The sequence below is a fragment of the Sphingobacterium siyangense genome, from assembly GCF_023277505.1.
GTDB classification, from domain to species: Bacteria; Bacteroidota; Bacteroidia; order Sphingobacteriales; family Sphingobacteriaceae; genus Sphingobacterium; species Sphingobacterium siyangense.
In genome coordinates, this window is sequence record NZ_CP080574.1 from 2,028,291 (window position 1) to 2,046,019 (window position 17,729).

General features: G+C 42.0%; 14 protein-coding genes, 2 tRNA genes and 3 rRNA genes. 18 read left to right on the forward strand and 1 reads right to left on the reverse strand.

The window, feature by feature from the left end:
• Positions 1–694 precede the first annotated feature (694 nt).
• Positions 695–1,117 carry a hypothetical protein gene (locus K2F45_RS08165; RefSeq protein ID WP_075991723.1) on the reverse strand — a complete coding sequence of 141 codons (423 nt, stop codon included), beginning with the start codon at positions 1,115–1,117 and terminating at the stop codon, positions 695–697.
• 990 nt (positions 1,118–2,107) lie between these two features.
• Between K2F45_RS08165 and K2F45_RS08170 the strand changes: the two genes are divergently transcribed.
• The 18 genes from K2F45_RS08170 (at position 2,108) to K2F45_RS08250 (ending at position 17,728) form a co-directional block, all read left to right on the forward strand.
• A complete protein-coding gene (locus tag K2F45_RS08170) occupies positions 2,108–2,350 on the forward strand; it encodes a hypothetical protein (RefSeq protein ID WP_248933292.1) in 243 nt (80 codons plus the stop codon).
• Positions 2,351–2,494: 144 nt separating this feature from the next.
• Positions 2,495–4,023 (forward strand): 16S ribosomal RNA (locus tag K2F45_RS08175).
• Positions 4,024–4,144: 121 nt separating this feature from the next.
• Positions 4,145–4,218, forward strand: a tRNA-Ile gene (locus K2F45_RS08180).
• 11 nt (positions 4,219–4,229) lie between these two features.
• A tRNA-Ala gene (locus tag K2F45_RS08185) sits at positions 4,230–4,303 on the forward strand.
• A gap of 227 nt (positions 4,304–4,530) precedes the next feature.
• Positions 4,531–7,412 (forward strand): 23S ribosomal RNA (locus K2F45_RS08190).
• Positions 7,413–7,540: 128 nt separating this feature from the next.
• Positions 7,541–7,652: ribosomal RNA gene (gene rrf / locus K2F45_RS08195) — 5S ribosomal RNA — on the forward strand.
• Together the 16S, 23S and 5S rRNA genes with 2 tRNA genes alongside form the textbook arrangement of a ribosomal RNA operon.
• 920 nt (positions 7,653–8,572) lie before the next feature.
• Positions 8,573–10,711, forward strand: coding sequence for a cytochrome-c oxidase, cbb3-type subunit I (gene ccoN, locus K2F45_RS08200; protein WP_088160744.1), 2,139 nt, complete (start codon positions 8,573–8,575; stop codon positions 10,709–10,711).
• 4 nt (positions 10,712–10,715) lie between these two features.
• On the forward strand, positions 10,716–10,913 hold the full coding sequence (locus K2F45_RS08205; protein ID WP_046671935.1) for a hypothetical protein: 198 nt from the start codon (positions 10,716–10,718) through the stop codon (positions 10,911–10,913).
• Between the two features lie 3 nt (positions 10,914–10,916).
• Positions 10,917–11,831 (forward strand): cbb3-type cytochrome c oxidase N-terminal domain-containing protein, encoded by a 915-nt coding sequence (locus K2F45_RS08210; RefSeq protein ID WP_075991725.1) that lies wholly within the window; start codon positions 10,917–10,919, stop codon positions 11,829–11,831.
• Between the two features lie 15 nt (positions 11,832–11,846).
• A complete protein-coding gene (gene ccoG / locus K2F45_RS08215; RefSeq protein ID WP_248933293.1) occupies positions 11,847–13,235 on the forward strand; it encodes a cytochrome c oxidase accessory protein CcoG in 1,389 nt (462 codons plus the stop codon).
• An 11-nt stretch (positions 13,236–13,246) separates the two neighbouring features.
• On the forward strand, positions 13,247–13,669 hold the full coding sequence (locus K2F45_RS08220; RefSeq protein WP_075991727.1) for a FixH family protein: 423 nt from the start codon (positions 13,247–13,249) through the stop codon (positions 13,667–13,669).
• On the forward strand, positions 13,647–14,363 hold the full coding sequence (locus tag K2F45_RS08225; RefSeq protein ID WP_237242052.1) for a sulfite exporter TauE/SafE family protein: 717 nt from the start codon (positions 13,647–13,649) through the stop codon (positions 14,361–14,363). Before K2F45_RS08220 ends, K2F45_RS08225 begins: the two co-directional genes overlap by 23 nt.
• A 158-nt stretch (positions 14,364–14,521) precedes the next feature.
• Complete coding sequence (cls, locus tag K2F45_RS08230; protein ID WP_248933294.1) at positions 14,522–15,985, forward strand: cardiolipin synthase; 1,464 nt, start codon at positions 14,522–14,524, stop codon at positions 15,983–15,985.
• A 267-nt stretch (positions 15,986–16,252) separates the two neighbouring features.
• Positions 16,253–16,480, forward strand: a complete 228-nt coding sequence (locus K2F45_RS08235) for a hypothetical protein (RefSeq protein WP_157625986.1) — start codon at positions 16,253–16,255, stop codon at positions 16,478–16,480.
• Between the two features lie 14 nt (positions 16,481–16,494).
• Complete coding sequence (locus tag K2F45_RS08240) at positions 16,495–16,869, forward strand: hypothetical protein (RefSeq protein WP_075991731.1); 375 nt, start codon at positions 16,495–16,497, stop codon at positions 16,867–16,869.
• Between the two features lie 114 nt (positions 16,870–16,983).
• Entirely contained in the window at positions 16,984–17,109 is a 126-nt protein-coding gene (locus tag K2F45_RS27345) for a hypothetical protein (protein WP_276521442.1), read from the forward strand.
• A gap of 99 nt (positions 17,110–17,208) precedes the next feature.
• On the forward strand, positions 17,209–17,373 hold the full coding sequence (locus K2F45_RS08245) for a hypothetical protein (protein WP_157625990.1): 165 nt from the start codon (positions 17,209–17,211) through the stop codon (positions 17,371–17,373).
• Positions 17,374–17,386: 13 nt separating this feature from the next.
• Positions 17,387–17,728, forward strand: a complete 342-nt coding sequence (locus K2F45_RS08250) for a hypothetical protein (protein ID WP_248933295.1) — start codon at positions 17,387–17,389, stop codon at positions 17,726–17,728.
• Position 17,729: the final 1 nt, after the last annotated feature.

Genomic DNA, 17,729 nt, shown 5'->3' on the forward strand with positions numbered 1-17,729 from the left:
ATAAATCTACATAAAAAAATGTATAAATGCGTTTTTATCTTCATAATTAGCCATTATCTATGGTCGGTTGGGATTTAGTCAATGGATTTGATTGGCAGGATTTCCTGTGTGTTTTTGAGATAATTTTTATCTTGGAGCTTTTCCGGCACTCCTTTTTTTCTGAAATCCCCTTTTTATCCTTTTTCCAATCCCTCTTCAATGCAAGACGAAGGCTAGCTGGGGATGGGTAGCGAATGAAAAGCAACTTCAAAAGTTCTAATAGATGAGGTAATAGAAAGAAATTAGTAACTAGAAAAAAAGGTTTCCCTAGCTACTAATTTTCTGAGGTAGTTGTCCTATCTTTCTTTATATAAAGAATATAGAAAAAAATTGAGCCTGAAATGACGTATGGTATAAGTGGTGATAAATCAGCAAATTTCAATTGATGAGTGTCTCTATAGATATGAGTTATATCATTGACCCCTAAACCTAAAAAAAACAGGCATACTACAAAAGCGATAAAGATTACCTTTTTATTTATTTTGAACATATCATTATAATTTATCGACAAGCTTCTCCCCATTGAGCACTTGCATATATAAATCCTACAGCACCATACCAGCTCCAACGACAGAAGCTCCACTAGCAGCTAATCCAACAAAAGCTAAGGCAAGGCCAACAGATGCACCAGCACATGATGATAAAAAGCTTTTTGTCAATTTGTTATTTGATGCTGATTTAACAAATATATTTTTTCTCTTAAAGATAAAAATTCTGGGTGAACTTCTGCAGTATATGTTAATGCTAAAAATACACTTTCGTATTTACTGTATATTCCGTTCTCTTTTAAAATACCACTGTATTTATTGAGTGTTTGTTGTGGAGCCGCAGAATAATAAAGTTCATTGGATAAATTAATAAATATTTCTTTTTCCTTCTCGTTTATCACATTATTTTGAGAAAGAATATTGATAATATCAGTACTATTTGTTTTTGTTGATATTTCTTCTAAAAGATTGATTCTATCTTGTTGTATAGAAGATGAGATATTTTTATTCGCTTGTATAGCTAGATCTATTGTAGATAAGTTATTGCTTTTACTTTTTAAGGCTATGATGTTTTGAATATTTGAATTCATCGAAGTCCTCAAAGCACTAGATAGTTCAATTTTGCTGCTACCTTCATTTAAAACATTGGGCTGTTTACTACAAGATGTTGAAATACTACACAATTGTGTATAAAAATAAGATAAATCAAAGTAAGACGAAGGATAGCCGGGATATGGGAAGCGAATGAAAAGTTTTTCGGCTTATGTATCCTATGCTAGTCCGAGTGTTTGTTGTTTTTTGGTTATTCTTTGTTATTTCTAGGGCAGGGGGTCGGATCCAGTTCGACTTGTTTTCGGCTGCGGTGCGACTCATGTTTGACTCTGAAAGAGCCTGGACAGGGTTTAGATAGGTCTTAGGTTCGCCCTGTGAGCAAGGTGTGTCTATCGTGAGCGGGTTCTGTCTCCATGTCGGGGTCGGACGGAACACGGACTCAACACGGACAAAACACGGAGTCAGTGCAAATCTTCCCCGAACATGGCACGAAGCCGACGGGGAGAGCGGAACAGGAGGTTCCCGCAGACCCTGCGCGGCAGCCGGAGGCCTACCTCCGAGCAGACCCCTAGTTACCCTCTCGATAAAAATAATTCTGAACTTCTTATTCTTTAGTTTAGCTTTTGTTTATACTTAGCTTAGCATTAAGTTAGGTTTTGATTAGCTTATACCTATACTATACCTAAACTAACCCTAACTAAACCCTAAACTAACCCTAAGTAAACAGGTAAGAAAGTGTTGCTTATGTTTGCCCCTGCCGCCGGTGCTGAAATCCCTCCGTTAAACCTCGGGGGAGCCCATTTCACGGTACCTTGGACTTCCCTGTCCCCATTTCGGGTGCAGGATCAGCTGTTTTTCGCCTCCCTCTGCAGCTTCCGTCGCTAAAATGAAAAAGAATCTCGCACCGTTACAGGTAGTTAGGGACAAAATGAAATAAATAAGAACAAAAGGCTTGGAAGTCTGCCCGAAAACTCCCTATCTTTGCACCACTCCGCAAGGGAGGGACGGTTACCCCGAAAGAGGGAATCATGAAAAAAGAAGGGTTTAAGAGAAGCCTGGCAGGATCAAAAATCCCGCCCGGTTTAAGTTTAAACGCGGAAATCGAAAAAAGGGAAAAGAAAAAAAACTTCAAAAAGTTTTTGGAAGTTCAGAAAAGATTTCTACCTTTGCAGTCCCAACGGAAACGAAGGGAAAAACAAAAAAAGAAAAAGACGGCGCAATGCCATCGGAATATAGCGGATACGGAAGTTGAAGCGACAAAAGTTCTTTAAGAAAACACAATCATGTAAGCGTGACGAGTAGACAAACGAAAGTCATGAACAAATTCAAGTAATTCGTTCAATTCGATCCAAGATCAGAGATATAAAAAAAGAATTCTGATTATTATAAATAGTTGGAATCAAAAACTTCATTTTACAATGGAGAGTTTGATCCTGGCTCAGGATGAACGCTAGCGGCAGGCCTAATACATGCAAGTCGGACGGGATCCATCGGAGAGCTTGCTCGAAGATGGTGAGAGTGGCGCACGGGTGCGTAACGCGTGAGCAACCTACCTCTATCAGGGGGATAGCCTCTCGAAAGAGAGATTAACACCGCATAATATAATTTCCCGGCATCGAGGAATTATTAAATATTTATAGGATAGAGATGGGCTCGCGTGACATTAGCTAGTTGGTAGGGTAACGGCTTACCAAGGCGACGATGTCTAGGGGCTCTGAGAGGAGAATCCCCCACACTGGTACTGAGACACGGACCAGACTCCTACGGGAGGCAGCAGTAAGGAATATTGGTCAATGGGCGGAAGCCTGAACCAGCCATGCCGCGTGCAGGAAGACTGCCCTATGGGTTGTAAACTGCTTTTGTCCAGGAATAAACCTAGATACGTGTATCTAGCTGAATGTACTGGAAGAATAAGGATCGGCTAACTCCGTGCCAGCAGCCGCGGTAATACGGAGGATCCGAGCGTTATCCGGATTTATTGGGTTTAAAGGGTGCGTAGGCGGCCTATTAAGTCAGGGGTGAAATACGGTGGCTCAACCATCGCAGTGCCTTTGATACTGATGGGCTTGAATCCATTTGAAGTGGGCGGAATAAGACAAGTAGCGGTGAAATGCATAGATATGTCTTAGAACTCCGATTGCGAAGGCAGCTCACTAAGCTGGTATTGACGCTGATGCACGAAAGCGTGGGGATCGAACAGGATTAGATACCCTGGTAGTCCACGCCCTAAACGATGATAACTCGATGTTGGCGATAGACAGCCAGCGTCCCAGCGAAAGCGTTAAGTTATCCACCTGGGGAGTACGCCCGCAAGGGTGAAACTCAAAGGAATTGACGGGGGCCCGCACAAGCGGAGGAGCATGTGGTTTAATTCGATGATACGCGAGGAACCTTACCCGGGCTTGAAAGTTAGTGAAGAGTGCAGAGACGCACTCGTCCTTCGGGACACGAAACTAGGTGCTGCATGGCTGTCGTCAGCTCGTGCCGTGAGGTGTTGGGTTAAGTCCCGCAACGAGCGCAACCCCTATGTTTAGTTGCCAGCATTTAAGGTGGGGACTCTAAACAGACTGCCTGTGCAAACAGAGAGGAAGGTGGGGACGACGTCAAGTCATCATGGCCCTTACGTCCGGGGCTACACACGTGCTACAATGGATGGTACAGCGGGCAGCTACATAGCAATATGATGCTAATCTCTAAAAGCCATTCACAGTTCGGATTGGGGTCTGCAACTCGACCCCATGAAGTTGGATTCGCTAGTAATCGCGTATCAGCAATGACGCGGTGAATACGTTCCCGGGCCTTGTACACACCGCCCGTCAAGCCATGAAAGTTGGGGGTACCTAAAGCATGTTACCGAAAGGAGCGTGTTAGGGTAAAACCGATAATTGGGGCTAAGTCGTAACAAGGTAGCCGTACCGGAAGGTGCGGCTGGAATACCTCCTTTCTAGAGTATCGAAGATCGGTGCTCGTCACGTTACATATGATTGCAAGAAGAAAAAACATCAGAAGAAAGTGCCCGCCCCGAAAGGAGCAGGACCGAGAGAAAGAGATGAACAAGATAAGCTAGTCCCGTAGCTCAGTTGGTTAGAGCACTACACTGATAATGTAGGGGTCAGCAGTTCAAATCTGCTCGGGACTACGAAAAAAAGAGGGGAATTAGCTCAGCTGGCTAGAGCACCTGCCTTGCACGCAGGGGGTCAACGGTTCGAATCCGTTATTCTCCACATCACCGGTGAAGTGTATAGCGATATACTTCAGGATACCGGAAAAAGAGTTCTTTGACATATTGAAAGAGAAAAAAAATTACAAGAGAAGACAACAGTATAGAGACAATACGTGTATGTGTTTGAAGTAAGGGAGAGGCCCTCGGTGAATGCCGAACGATCCCGAACCTAGCATACGGGTATATATATCAAAAGCAGCCGCATAGTAGCAAAAGGCTATGCCGGTGAAGAAAGTAAATAAGGGCACACGGGGGATGCCTAGGCTCTCAGAGGCGAAGAAGGACGTGATAAGCTGCGATAAGCTTTGGGGATTGGCAAATGCGACTTGATCCAGAGATTTCCGAATGGGGCAACCTGACTATTTGAAGAATAGTCGTATAAAACGCGAACGCGCTGAACTGAAACATCTAAGTAGGCGTAGGAGAAGAAAATAACAATGATTTCCCAAGTAGTGGCGAGCGAACGGGAAAGAGCCCAAACCGATCATGTTACGGCATGGTCGGGGTTGTAGGACCACGAGATTGTACAGCGCTATGAACTGGAAGCAGGTGGGAAACTGCGCGACAAGGGTGAGAGCCCCGTACAGGTAAAGAATGTTGACATAGTGGTATCCTGAGTACCGCGGGACCGGAGAAATCCTGTGGGAATCCACCAGCACCATCTGGTAAGGCTAAATACTCCTGAGAGACCGATAGTGAACCAGTACCGTGAGGGAAAGGTGAAAAGAACCCCGAACAGGGGAGTGAAAAGAACCTGAAACCGTGTGCTTACAAGCGGTTGGAGCAGGCAGGTCCTGTGACAGCGTGCCTTTTGCATAATGAGCCTACGAGTTACTCTTGTCTGGCAAGGTTAAGTCCTTCAGGGACGCAGCCGAAGCGAAAGCGAGTCTTAATAGGGCGCATAGTCAGATGAGGTAGACGCGAAACCTTGTGATCTACCCTTGGGCAGGTTGAAGTTGCAGTAACATGTAATGGAGGACCGAACCGATAAACGTTGAAAAGTTTCCGGATGACCTGAGGGTAGGGGTGAAAGGCCAATCAAACTGGGAAATAGCTCGTACTCCCCGAAATGTTTTTAGGAACAGCGTCGGCGTAGAGTTTGATAGAGGTAGAGCTACCGATTGGGTGCGGGGGAGTCAAATCCTACCAAATCCAGACGAACTCCGAATGCTATCAAATATAGCCGGCAGTGAGGCTTTGGGTGCTAAGGTCCAAGGCCGAGAGGGAAAGAACCCAGACCATCAGCTAAGGTCCCCAAATTCGTTCTAAGTTGAACTAACGAGGTCCGGTTGCCCAGACAGCTAGGATGTTGGCTTGGAAGCAGCCATTCATTTAAAGAGTGCGTAACAGCTCACTAGTCGAGCGGCCGGGCGTGGATAATAAACGGGCATCAAGAACGGTACCGAAGCTATGGATTTGCATTGAAAGATATGCATCTGGTAGGGGAGCATTCCATCGCCGGGGAAGCAGTTTGGCAATGAACTGTGGAGGTTATGGAAAAGCAAATGTAGGCATAAGTAACGATAAGGCGGGTGAGAAACCCGCCCACCGAAAGACCAAGGTTTCCTGATCAACGTTAATCGGATCAGGGTCAGTCGGGACCTAAGGCGCACCCGAAGGGGGCAAGCCGATGGACAACTGGTTAATATTCCAGTACTCTTCATAACTGCGATGTGGTGACGGAGTAGTGACACTGCCGCGAACTGACGGAATAGTTCGTTGAAAGGCGTAGGTATAGGGACGGTAGGCAAATCCGCCGACCCTGCTGAAACCCAATAGTACAGCAAAGCTCCGGTGGCGCTGATAGAGCAGGTAAACAGACTTCCAAGAAAACCCGCTAAGCTTCAGGTTATGAAGACCCGTACCGCAAACCGACACAGGTGGTCGAGGAGAGAATCCTAAGGTGCTCGAGTGAGTCATGGCTAAGGAACTCGGCAAAATGGCCCTGTAACTTCGGGAGAAGGGGCGCTGTCTCGTAAGAGCAGCCGCAGTGAAAAGGCCCAGGCGACTGTTTAACAAAAACATATGGCTTTGCAAAATCGCAAGATGAAGTATAAGGCCTGACACCTGCCCGGTGCTGGAAGGTTAAGAGGGGATGTCATCGCAAGAGAAGCATTGAATCGAAGCCCCAGTAAACGGCGGCCGTAACTATAACGGTCCTAAGGTAGCGAAATTCCTTGTCGGGTAAGTTCCGACCTGCACGAATGGTGTAACGATCTGGGCGCTGTCTCAGCCATGAGCTCGGTGAAATTGTGGTATCGGTGAAGACGCCGATTACCCGCAACGGGACGGAAAGACCCCATGCACCTTCACTATAGCTTAACATTGAGATTGGGTACAGGATGTGTAGGATAGGCGGGAGATGTTGAAGTGGCTTCGCCAGGAGTCATGGAATCAACCTTGAAATACCGCCCTTTCTGTATTCGGTTTCTAACTCCCTTATGGGGAGGACATTGTTTGGTGGGTAGTTTGACTGGGGTGGTCGCCTCCAAAAAGGTAACGGAGGCTTTCAAAGGTAAGCTCAGTACGCTTGGTAACCGTACGTGGAGTGCAATGGCATAAGCTTGCTTGACTGTGAGACCGACAAGTCGAACAGGGTCGAAAGACGGACATAGTGATCCGGTGGTTCTGTATGGAAGGGCCATCGCTCAAAGGATAAAAGGTACGCTGGGGATAACAGGCTGATCTCCCCCAAGAGCTCATATCGACGGGGAGGTTTGGCACCTCGATGTCGGCTCGTCACATCCTGGGGCTGGAGAAGGTCCCAAGGGTTGGGCTGTTCGCCCATTAAAGTGGCACGCGAGCTGGGTTCAGAACGTCGCGAGACAGTTCGGTCCCTATCTGTTGTGGGCGTTGGAAGTTTGAGTGGATCTGACCTTAGTACGAGAGGACCGGGTTGGACAGACCTCTGGTGAACCTGTTATGCCGCCAGGTGTACGGCAGGGTAGCTACGTCTGGAATAGATAAGCGCTGAAAGCATCTAAGTGCGAAACTAGCCACGAGATGAGACTTCCTTATAGGGTCGTAGAAGATGACTACGTTGATAGGCCATAGGTGTAAAGGTTGAGAGACCAAAGCCAAGTGGTACTAATAGCCCGAAGCTTTCTCAAGCAGACAGACACTGTTGTCTTCCTCTTTAATTTTTAAGAAACAAACAGGAAACGAACCTCTTTCAATACATATGTCATTTGGCATGAATCACATGATAAGAATATCATAGATCATCCAATAAAGATTTTTAGGTGCCTATATCGGCGGTGTCTACCTCTTCCCATTCCGAACAGAGCAGTCAAGCCCGCCAGAGCCGATGGTATTGCCGTAACAGGTGGGAGAGTAGGTCGGTGCCTTTTTTTACACGGAAGCCCTTGCTGGAAACAGTCAAGGGCTTCTTTCGTTTGGATACTTCCGTATTTCGCTGTACAGGCCATTGCCTATCCTCCGCCTATCGGTTATCGCAGCACAGGACCGTCGGTGAGCCCGGCCATCGGTAGCTGTTCCGCAAACGGTAGCAGTCCTGCAATCTGCACTGACCGTGTCAAATCCTATTACTTTTTACCTGTATGCTATAGCTGCATATCAATTGGCCTTGCAGTAGCTACTTGTAATGCTATATATGCTATTCGGTTGGGAAGTATACAGGTAAAATGGTACCAGTCATAGCAGGAGCAGGCGGTCATGCAGTCATCACTGTGCTCCGCTGCTATGCTGCACTGTCGTAGCCAAGGGGTATTACAAAACTCAGGCTGAGCCCATATTCTTTTAATAAGTGGCTTTTCTACAGTGGTTAACTAAATTATGCTATAACAGTACACAGAAGCCAGTTCAAGCTAATCCCACCACTAATCTGTTACGAATCTTTAACTCCCTTGCTACCGGCGAATAGTGAAATAAGTCTGCAGATTAAGGTTTGCTACTTTGATGAGGTTTGATGCGCTATAGTTACAATTCATTTCGTGCCGATAGTCTCGATGTTTGTGGAATAAATTCGTGTGTATGGGACAGTGATTTTAACTCATATTGCCATTGAAACAGGGTATTAAACTGCAGGAAATGTGACTGCGGTCACTATTGATGTCTGATTTAATTGTAAAAAGTATCTTTCAAGATCTCTATTTTCCCTAAGTCATTTACAACCAATGGTCGAAATTGCTAACTAACCCTTTTAATCGGTTAATAAAAAAGTGACGTACATCACTTTTGTACGCATTGTCCATCATTAGATTGTCATAAATTGCTGCTTATTTTTGAATCAGAATCAACAATTTAAGTAATGCAGTTAGAGCAATTTAATTACGACAACAAGATTGTCAGGAATTTCGGAATCGCTACCATTATTTGGGGGATAGTTGGTATGACCATAGGATTGCTTGTGGCAACGCAGCTTGTTTGGCCCCAGATGAACTTTGGATTGCAATTTACAACATTTGGCCGTGTACGTCCTGTGCATACCAATGCGGTGATTTTTGCTTTCGTAGGTAATGGTATTTTTATGGGAGTGTATTACTCCTTACAGCGGGTGCTTAAAGCAAGAATGTTCAGTGATGCTTTGAGTAAGCTCCATTTTTGGGGTTGGCAATTAATTATTGTTGCCTCGGCTATTACACTCCCACTCGGTCTTACTTCAAGCCATGAGTATGCCGAAATGGAATGGCCTATTGATATCGCAATTACCCTCATTTGGGTCGTATTCGGAATCAATATGTTCGGTACTATTATCAAACGACGCGAACGTCACATGTATGTCGCTGTTTGGTTCTATATTGCCACATTTGTTACAGTAGCGGTATTACATATTGTTAACTCCATCCAATTACCTGTAGCTGGATGGAAAAGCTATTATGTCTACAAAGGCGTACAGGATGCGCTGGTACAATGGTGGTATGGTCACAATGCAGTTGCTTTTTTCTTGACAACTCCTTATTTGGGAATGATGTATTATTTCCTTCCTAAGATGGCCAACCGTCCAGTTTACTCTTACAAGTTAAGTATTCTTCACTTTTGGTCTTTAATCTTTATTTATATCTGGGCAGGTCCTCACCATTTGCTCTATACGGCGCTACCTGGTTGGGTACAGTCTTTAGGGGTTGTATTCTCCATTATGTTGATTGCTCCGAGTTGGGGCGGTATGATCAATGGCTTGTTGACCTTACGTGGTGCCTGGGATAAGGTGCGGACAGAGCCTATGTTAAAATTCATGGTCGTGGCCCTTACTTGTTATGGTATGGCGACTTTCGAAGGCCCTATGCTATCTTTAAAGCAGGTGAATGCAATTGCTCACTTTACCGACTGGATCGTAGCACACGTACACGTAGGTGCATTGGGATGGAACGGCTTTATGACATTCGGTATTCTGTACTGGTTGATACCACGTATTTATAAAACGGAGTTATATTCTAAAAAATTGGCATCAACGCACTTTTGGATAGGTACCTTGGGTATTTTGTTCTATGCGATCCCGATGTATTGGGCAGCTGTAGTACAAGGCTTGATGTGGAAAGAATTTACACCGGAAGGGGTTTTGAAATATCCCAACTTCCTTGCGACAACATTGGAAATTTTGCCAATGCACATGATGCGTGCACTAGGTGGTGCACTTTATCTATCGGGCGTGTTCCTAATGACGTTCAACTTGATCAAAACTATGCAAAAAGGGAAGCTTTTGGCCAATGAGCCTGCAGAAGCTCCTGCATTATTGCCGGTTCAAGTAAACGAACAGTCTCAACACCGTCGCCTTGAACGTAAGCCAATTTTATTTATGGTACTGGCTCTTATTGCGATCCTCATCGGGGGTATGGTGGAGATGGTGCCGACTTTTACAATTTCTAAAAACGTTCCAACGATTGCGAGTGTAAAACCTTATACAGCATTGGAACTGCAGGGAAGGGATCTCTACGTGAGAGAAGGTTGTGTAAACTGTCACACGCAAACTATTCGTCCATTTAGATCCGAAACTGCCCGTTACGGAGAGTATAGTAAGGCGGGAGAGTTTGTTTACGATACACCGTTTTTATGGGGTTCGAAGCGGACGGGACCAGATCTGCATCGAATCGGTGGAAAATACCCAAATAAATGGCACTTTGATCACCTGTTGGATCCGACGATTACCTCGCCAGGAAGTATTATGCCAACATATCCTTGGTTGATCGATCAGAAGCTAGATAATTCTATTCTGCAAGATAAAATGAAAGCGTTACGGAAATTGGGAATTCCCTATACCGATGCGGAAATTGAACATGCTGAGCAGGATCTTACCAAACAGGCACAAAAAATTGCTGATGATCTAAAACAAAATCAAGTGAATGTGTTAGCTGACCGTGAGATTGTAGCTGTAATTGCATACTTACAGCGATTAGGAACAGATATAAAAGCAGCTCCAAAAGTAGCTGATAATGTTAACGCAAATCAATAAAGCCATGTTTAAGCAAATAACAAATCTAAACGGCAGTGAGCTTTATCTAATTGCATCACTTTGGATCTTCTTGGTGTTCTTCATTTCAGTAGCAATAATGTTGTTTCGAATGAAAAAAGACTATGTTACTTATATGAAGGAATTGCCTTTGGAAGAAGATGAAACAGAAAAGGAACTGAATCATTCACCTGAAAGTCTATAATATATGAGTTTATTATTGGATACTGCACCAGCTACCGCAGAAGTTGTTCAATCTACGATAGGATTCGGTACAGATAATTTATACACAGATATCTTAATTGTTGTATTGATCGTTGTGATGCTGGCTCTTCTTGCTTCGGCATTGATGGTCAATCGCGCGATGAAATCCATCATTAAGATTACCATGCCTGAATTGGCCAAGGAGGAAAAACTCAAAAAGGCGGCGAATAAGGGCTGGATGAAAAGGTCGTGGAACAAGATCATGGGGATCAGACCGATTTCAGAAGAAAAGGATATTGTTATAGACCATGAGTATGATGGTATCCGCGAATTGGATAATCCGATTCCGATCTGGTTTAATTTTCTTTTTTATGGAACGATTTTTTTCGGCCTTGTTTACTTATTTGTTTATCAGGTGTCGGGCATCGGAATGAACCAGGACCAGGAGTATGAACATGAGATGGTCGTTGCCGAGAAAGAGCGTCAGGCTTATCTTACTGCTTCTGCGAGCAATGTAGACGAAAGTAGCGTGGAGTTTCAGCCGGAAATGGCAGCTGATGGAAAAGCGATCTTTACCGCAAACTGTGTCGCTTGCCACGGTGGTAGTGGCGAGGGAGGCATCGGACCTAACTTGACCGATAAGTTTTGGCTTCATGGTGGCGAGATTAAAGATATCTTCAAAACCATTAAGTATGGTGTTCCTGATAAAGGAATGGTGCCATGGGAACAAACCTTAAGTCCTGCACAAATTGCACAGGTTGCCAGTTATATTATCACCTTAAGGGATACACACCCCGCTAATCCAAAAGCTCCGCAAGGTGAAGAGGTAACCTATGGCGGTGGCCAGGCTGCAAGTGGAGAGAAGCCGGCGGATGAGAGCAAAGCCGATCAGGCTGAAACAGAAAAAAAAGCAGAGTAGTAAATTGAAATAGCAATGAGTACAGTAGTCGTGAATAATGCCAATAACGGTGGATCTAAGTCAAAAAAAAGACAATGGATTTATGCCAAAAAACCGCAGGGAGAGCTTTACAAAAAGAGACAGTGGGTTGGGTATTCACTACTGCTGTTCTTGTTTGTAGTTCCTTTTATCAAAATAAATGGTGAACCGTTTCTCATGTTCAACATTATTGAGCGAAAGTTTTCCATCTTAGGAAATCTGTTCTATCCACAGGATCTCTACATATTCGTATTCGGCATGTTAATCGTGATGGTATGTGTGGTTTTGTTTACTGTTGTCTTTGGACGGGTATGGTGCGGATGGACTTGCCCCCAGACCATTTTTTTGGAATTAATATTTAGACGAATTGAATATTGGATCGAAGGTGATTGGCAACAACAAAAGAAATTGGATGCTGGACCCAATACGGATCAAAAACAATTGAAAAAGTTTTTGAAACATGGTATATTCCTGATCATATCATTTTTCATTTCAAATATCTTTTTGTCTTATATCATCGGTGTTGATGCACTGATGAAGATTGTCACTGATCCATTGGACCAACATATCGGTGGATTGATCTCAATAATCATCTTTACATTGGTTTTCTATGGTGTGTTTGCGTACGTCAGGGAGATTGTATGTATTGCAATTTGCCCTTATGGCAGATTGCAGGGCGTACTCCTCGATGACCAAAGTATCACTGTTGCATATGATCATGGACGTGGAGAGCCAAGAGGAAAACAGCAAAAGGATGCAATGACGACACATGGAGATTGTGTAGACTGCAAACTCTGTGTACATGTATGCCCCACAGGAATTGATATTCGAAATGGTCTGCAATTAGAATGTGTAAGCTGTACGGCCTGTATTGATGCCTGTGATGCTGTCATGGACAAAATTGGAAAGCCTAAAAAGTTAATTGGCTTTTATCCAATGGGTGAGATTGAAGGAACACTGAAGAAAAAAAGCAATACGAGGGCAATAGCCTATTCTATCGTGTTGGTTGCATTAATGTCGGTCTTTAGTTTTCTGTTGTTCAATCGTTCTCAGGTGGATGGAAGATTGCTTCGGGCAAAGGGAAGCACCTACCAGCTTCGTGATGATAAGACAATAAGCAACCTGTATTCTTTGGAATTGATTAATAAGTCTGGTAAAGAAATGCCTTTTAAATTGGTCTGTGATGATCCGCGTTTAACGATTCAACTGGTCAATCCTATTCAAAAATTGAGTAAAGATGGGCATGCGACACTGAGCTTTTTTCTAATTATCGCGAATAAGGATGTGGAGACCTATAAAAGTAATGTAAAATTAGCTATCTATTCGGGAGATAAGAAAGTGGAAAGTTTAACAACCACTTTTATTGCGCCTCCGGGTATGAATTAAAATGAAAAACAATGAATTGGGGTACAAAGATTTTTTTAACCTTGGCGGTATTTATGTTGTGTATAGTCGGAGCAGGAATATACATGGTGAGTCACGATTCGGATAGTCTGGAAGAAGATGACTATTACGAGCAGGGACTGAATTATGATCAAGCTTACGATAAAAAGCAAAATGTATTGATTATGAAGGAATCACCGACGATAGAAATCAGGCAAGATACCTTGTATATTCATTTTGTCTCCAAAGTAAATAAAGGGAAATTGCTGTTTCGAAAACCTTCGGATAACCGATTGGATAAAGAATTACCATTTCAGACAACCAGTAATTTATATACACTGCCCATTTCCACGTTCGATAAAGGAATGTGGAATTTGTATATTGACTGGAAGAGTGTAGGTAAAGATTTTTTGTTTGAAGAGCATATTTTATTTTAGGGAAATGAGCTATACCTATTTTGCATTTTTCATGGGATTGTTTGGAAGCATACATTGTGCGGTAATGTGTGGTCCATTAATTTTTGCTATTGAAGGAAGGCAGGGTTTTGGTTGGAACGTTTTTTTAAATAAAATACTGTATCAATCCGGAAGGGTACTGACTTATGGTTGTTTAGGACTTTTACTCGGTACGATCGGAACATTTGCGCAGATTCAAGGTTGGCAGCGAAGTTTGAGCTGGGCCACAGGTATTATTTTGATCGGAATTGCTTTATTCCAGCTTATTGGTAAGCATAATCGGAAAATCGCTAGCTGGCAGACGAAGGCTGTGCAGCCAATTGTACGCTTATTATCGAAATGGCTCTATAAACCGGGGGGGAGTTTTATTGCTGGCGTACTGAATGGCTTATTGCCCTGTGGTATGGTCTACATGGCACTCATGTCGTCCATAAATGCAGACAGTCCACAGCAAAGTTTCTTTTTTATGTTGTGTTTTGGCTTAGGAACTATCCCGCTGTTGTTTGCGTTTTCTTTTCTGGGAAATTTCTCCAGATCTTTCAAAATCGGATTTTCGAAATGGGTTCCCTTTCTCTATTTCTTATTGGGAATTTGGTTTATACTCCGGGGTGCCAATTTAGACATTCCTTATTTAAGTCCATTCATTCATGTCGATGGTGCAATAAACTGTGTTTAACGACAAACAATATGTCGATGCTAAGTATTATATTTCCTCAATAAATAAATTTCTCAATAAGCAGAGGAGAGATCGATAAATTACTTATATATGCTAGGCAATTAAATTGCATATAAAAGGTAATTTATCTAAGTTTGGTAAAACCCTTAGCAAACAATATGGAGGTACTTCATCATATTTTACAGATTGCATTAACATACTATTGGATCCCCTTACTCATCCTTTATATTGGTGTAATCGGAACGATCCTGATCGAAAACCGTAACCCTTCCAAGACCATTGCCTGGATTATGGTCATTGTTTTCTTACCTGTCATTGGATTACTCAGTTACTATTTCTTTGGACAAAAATTTAAAAAGGTCAAAAGAATGAAACGTGTGTATCGTGAGCAGTCCAAAAAACTCATGGATGCCTGGCGTAAGGAATCTGAAATTATGGAGGAACATATCGATACCTTAAACGAGCGAATCGGTAGTTTGGCCATGGTATACCGCTATCTTAAAAATCAAAAGATCTCTACATTTTCCCTCAACAACGATGTAACCCTGTTTATCAATGGGGAAGAAAAGTTTCCGGTACTTATTGATCGTCTTAAAGCTGCGCAGCATTCCATTCACATGGAATATTATATCTGGGACATGGATGAAATAGGGCAGGAGATCTTACATATTCTAGAAGAAAAAGCAAAAGCTGGGGTCACCGTACGTCTGATATTGGATAGTTTTGGTTCTCCTGATGTAATTAAATATTTACGGAGGCATAAACCCGATTTTGTGTTTCAAGCTTTCCTTCCAGTAACCTTTAGTTCCTTGGCGAATAGCAACTACCGAAATCACCGCAAGATAGCGGTGATCGATGGGAAAATAGGTTTTGTCGGCGGAATCAATATTTCAGATCGGTATATCAATAATGGAAAAAATGAGGTTTATTGGCGGGATACAGCTATGATGGTTGTCGGCGCGGCTGTAAATACGTTGCAAATCCAGTTTTGGAACAGCTGGAACCAGACAGATGGGGAATCGTTTGAATTGGGCCGAGGTTATTTAAACCGATTTCCTCTTACCGATGAAGATGCGAGTGGAGTAGGATTTACAGCCAGTGATCCTGGATCGCCAGCGCCTTTCAATATGGAAGCAATTATTGCCGGTATCAACGAAGCAAAAGAATATGTACAGTTGTGTACGCCATATTTTATTCCCAGCGATCAATTGACGACCGCTTTAATGCTCGCGGTATCTTCAGGAGTCCGTGTGGACTTGATGTTGCCGGCCCGGTCTGATTCGTTTTTTGTACAGCACGCCTCATTCTCGTTTATAAAACCACTGTTGGAAAGAGGAGTCAACGTATACCTTTATACAAAGGGATTTCTGCATGCCAAAACCATCTGTATTGATGGGAAGCTTGCCTATATCGGTACGACAAACTTAGATATCAGAAGTTTTTACATCAATTTTGAAATCTCGGGAATTGTCTCGGATAAAGCGCTTTGCGACCGTCTTAATGCGCAATTTTTGGCTGATATTGAGGCCTCAGATCTGATTACAATCCGAAAATGGATGCAACGAAGCCGCTGGAAAAGAGGAGTTGATTCCATCTGTAGGCTTTTGGCTCCATTGCTTTAAATTACCTTTAAAGAGTCGGTAATGACCCTATGGATAGGTATAATAAATGTTAAAAATACCCCAATGAGGTTGGTCTTTGCTCAAAATTGAATATATTTAGCTATTCATTTTTTATTCTAAGACTTTCAATGAAGCACATAAAACTATTGATTTAATTAACGACATTTTAATATATTTGAACCGCTTTAAACATGTTTTAAGGCGGTTTTTTTATTTCCTTTCAATTTGATGACGTATGATTTTACAGCAATAAATAAATCTAAATCATTGTTCAATTTATATTACACCAATAGAATAAAGGAGCTGATCGATAACAATTTGACAGTGTTGGAAGTTGAAATTTATCTTACAAAAGAAGAGGTTGAAGAGTTGGATTTTACTAAGCCAATCTATGTGGAAAATGAAGATGGTAATACATACTTTAAGCTACTAGAGGTGAACTATAGTAACAATACCTTACTATCAAAGTGCAAATTGCAGAAGATTATTATTTAATATATATTTACAGGATGAAAAAATCTTTATTATTACTGTTACTTATGTTAGGGCTGACGACAACCATACTAACAAGTTGTGAGGGGGATAAAGACCCTTACCAATATGAACATACTATTAAAAAAGGATATTCCAAGGAAGAACTTATTGCCAATCTAGAGGGAGCTTATAAGGAAATATATGGGAAAGATTTTTTGTACGAATTGGAAAAAATTCAGAACAACAAAAATGAAACATATAGAATTAGTGTAAAACCAGACGGTCTTATAGATTTTAATTTTGAAAGTGGTAAATTAAATAATTATCTCTTGATTCGAAATGATAATAAACGTCTTGATTGGATGTTCAATATAATAAAAGGTGTCGAAGCTACAAAAGCTGAATATTAAAATACATAATACCGTACATATTACCTACCAGAGTATGTACAATGATGGCTATCCAATTGGGTAGCTTTTTTGTTTCCACCCTTTGCCACGGAGCCAATAATTATCTAAAAAATTATGGCTATTAAAGGCAATTCAAATAAAGAAGAAATAGTATTAGGCGTATCTGTCGATGTTGAGGAAGCGCAAAAAAGGGTGAAAGTTTTAGAAAAAAACTTGATGCTCTTCAAGGGATCAAATTAAAAGTCAAAACTTCGAGATGAGCAACGCACAACTAAAGACCCTTTACGTTTACAGCAACTAGCTAACGAAACTAAGAGCCTAACGTTACAAATATCTGCAATGGAGGATGGATATAAGGACGAGGATGAGTTGTATTCCCTATCAGTGAGTAACCAGCAAAATAGTGAAGAGTTCGCCACTAAAGAATTGTTTGATGAGTTGGTGCTTATCAACCGTCAAATAATGTTAAAAAATGAATTGTTGAATAATATAAAATGGAAATAATTATATTTGGAATATGACTGCAATTGAACATGAAACTCTGATTTTTGATAAACTCAAGAGTGTAGTGAACCAAAAGGAATTTATTGAAACACTAGAGAATCAACTCATCTTAATCAATAGTACTAAAGATGCTGTAACGCAAATTTCTAATCTAGGTAATGAAGTTATTAATGACTTGGAGAATAAACTAGAAAAAAAGACTAGTGCAAAAGAAATCGCTAAAGAGGTGTATAATGAATTATTTATTAATAATACGAAAGTGAGAGCCGAGAATTTAGGTCAAAGCGAAAAGGAAATTAAGTTTAATTTGAAACTTCAAAAACAATACGCTAAAAAAAGTGGGCTGAAATATTAAG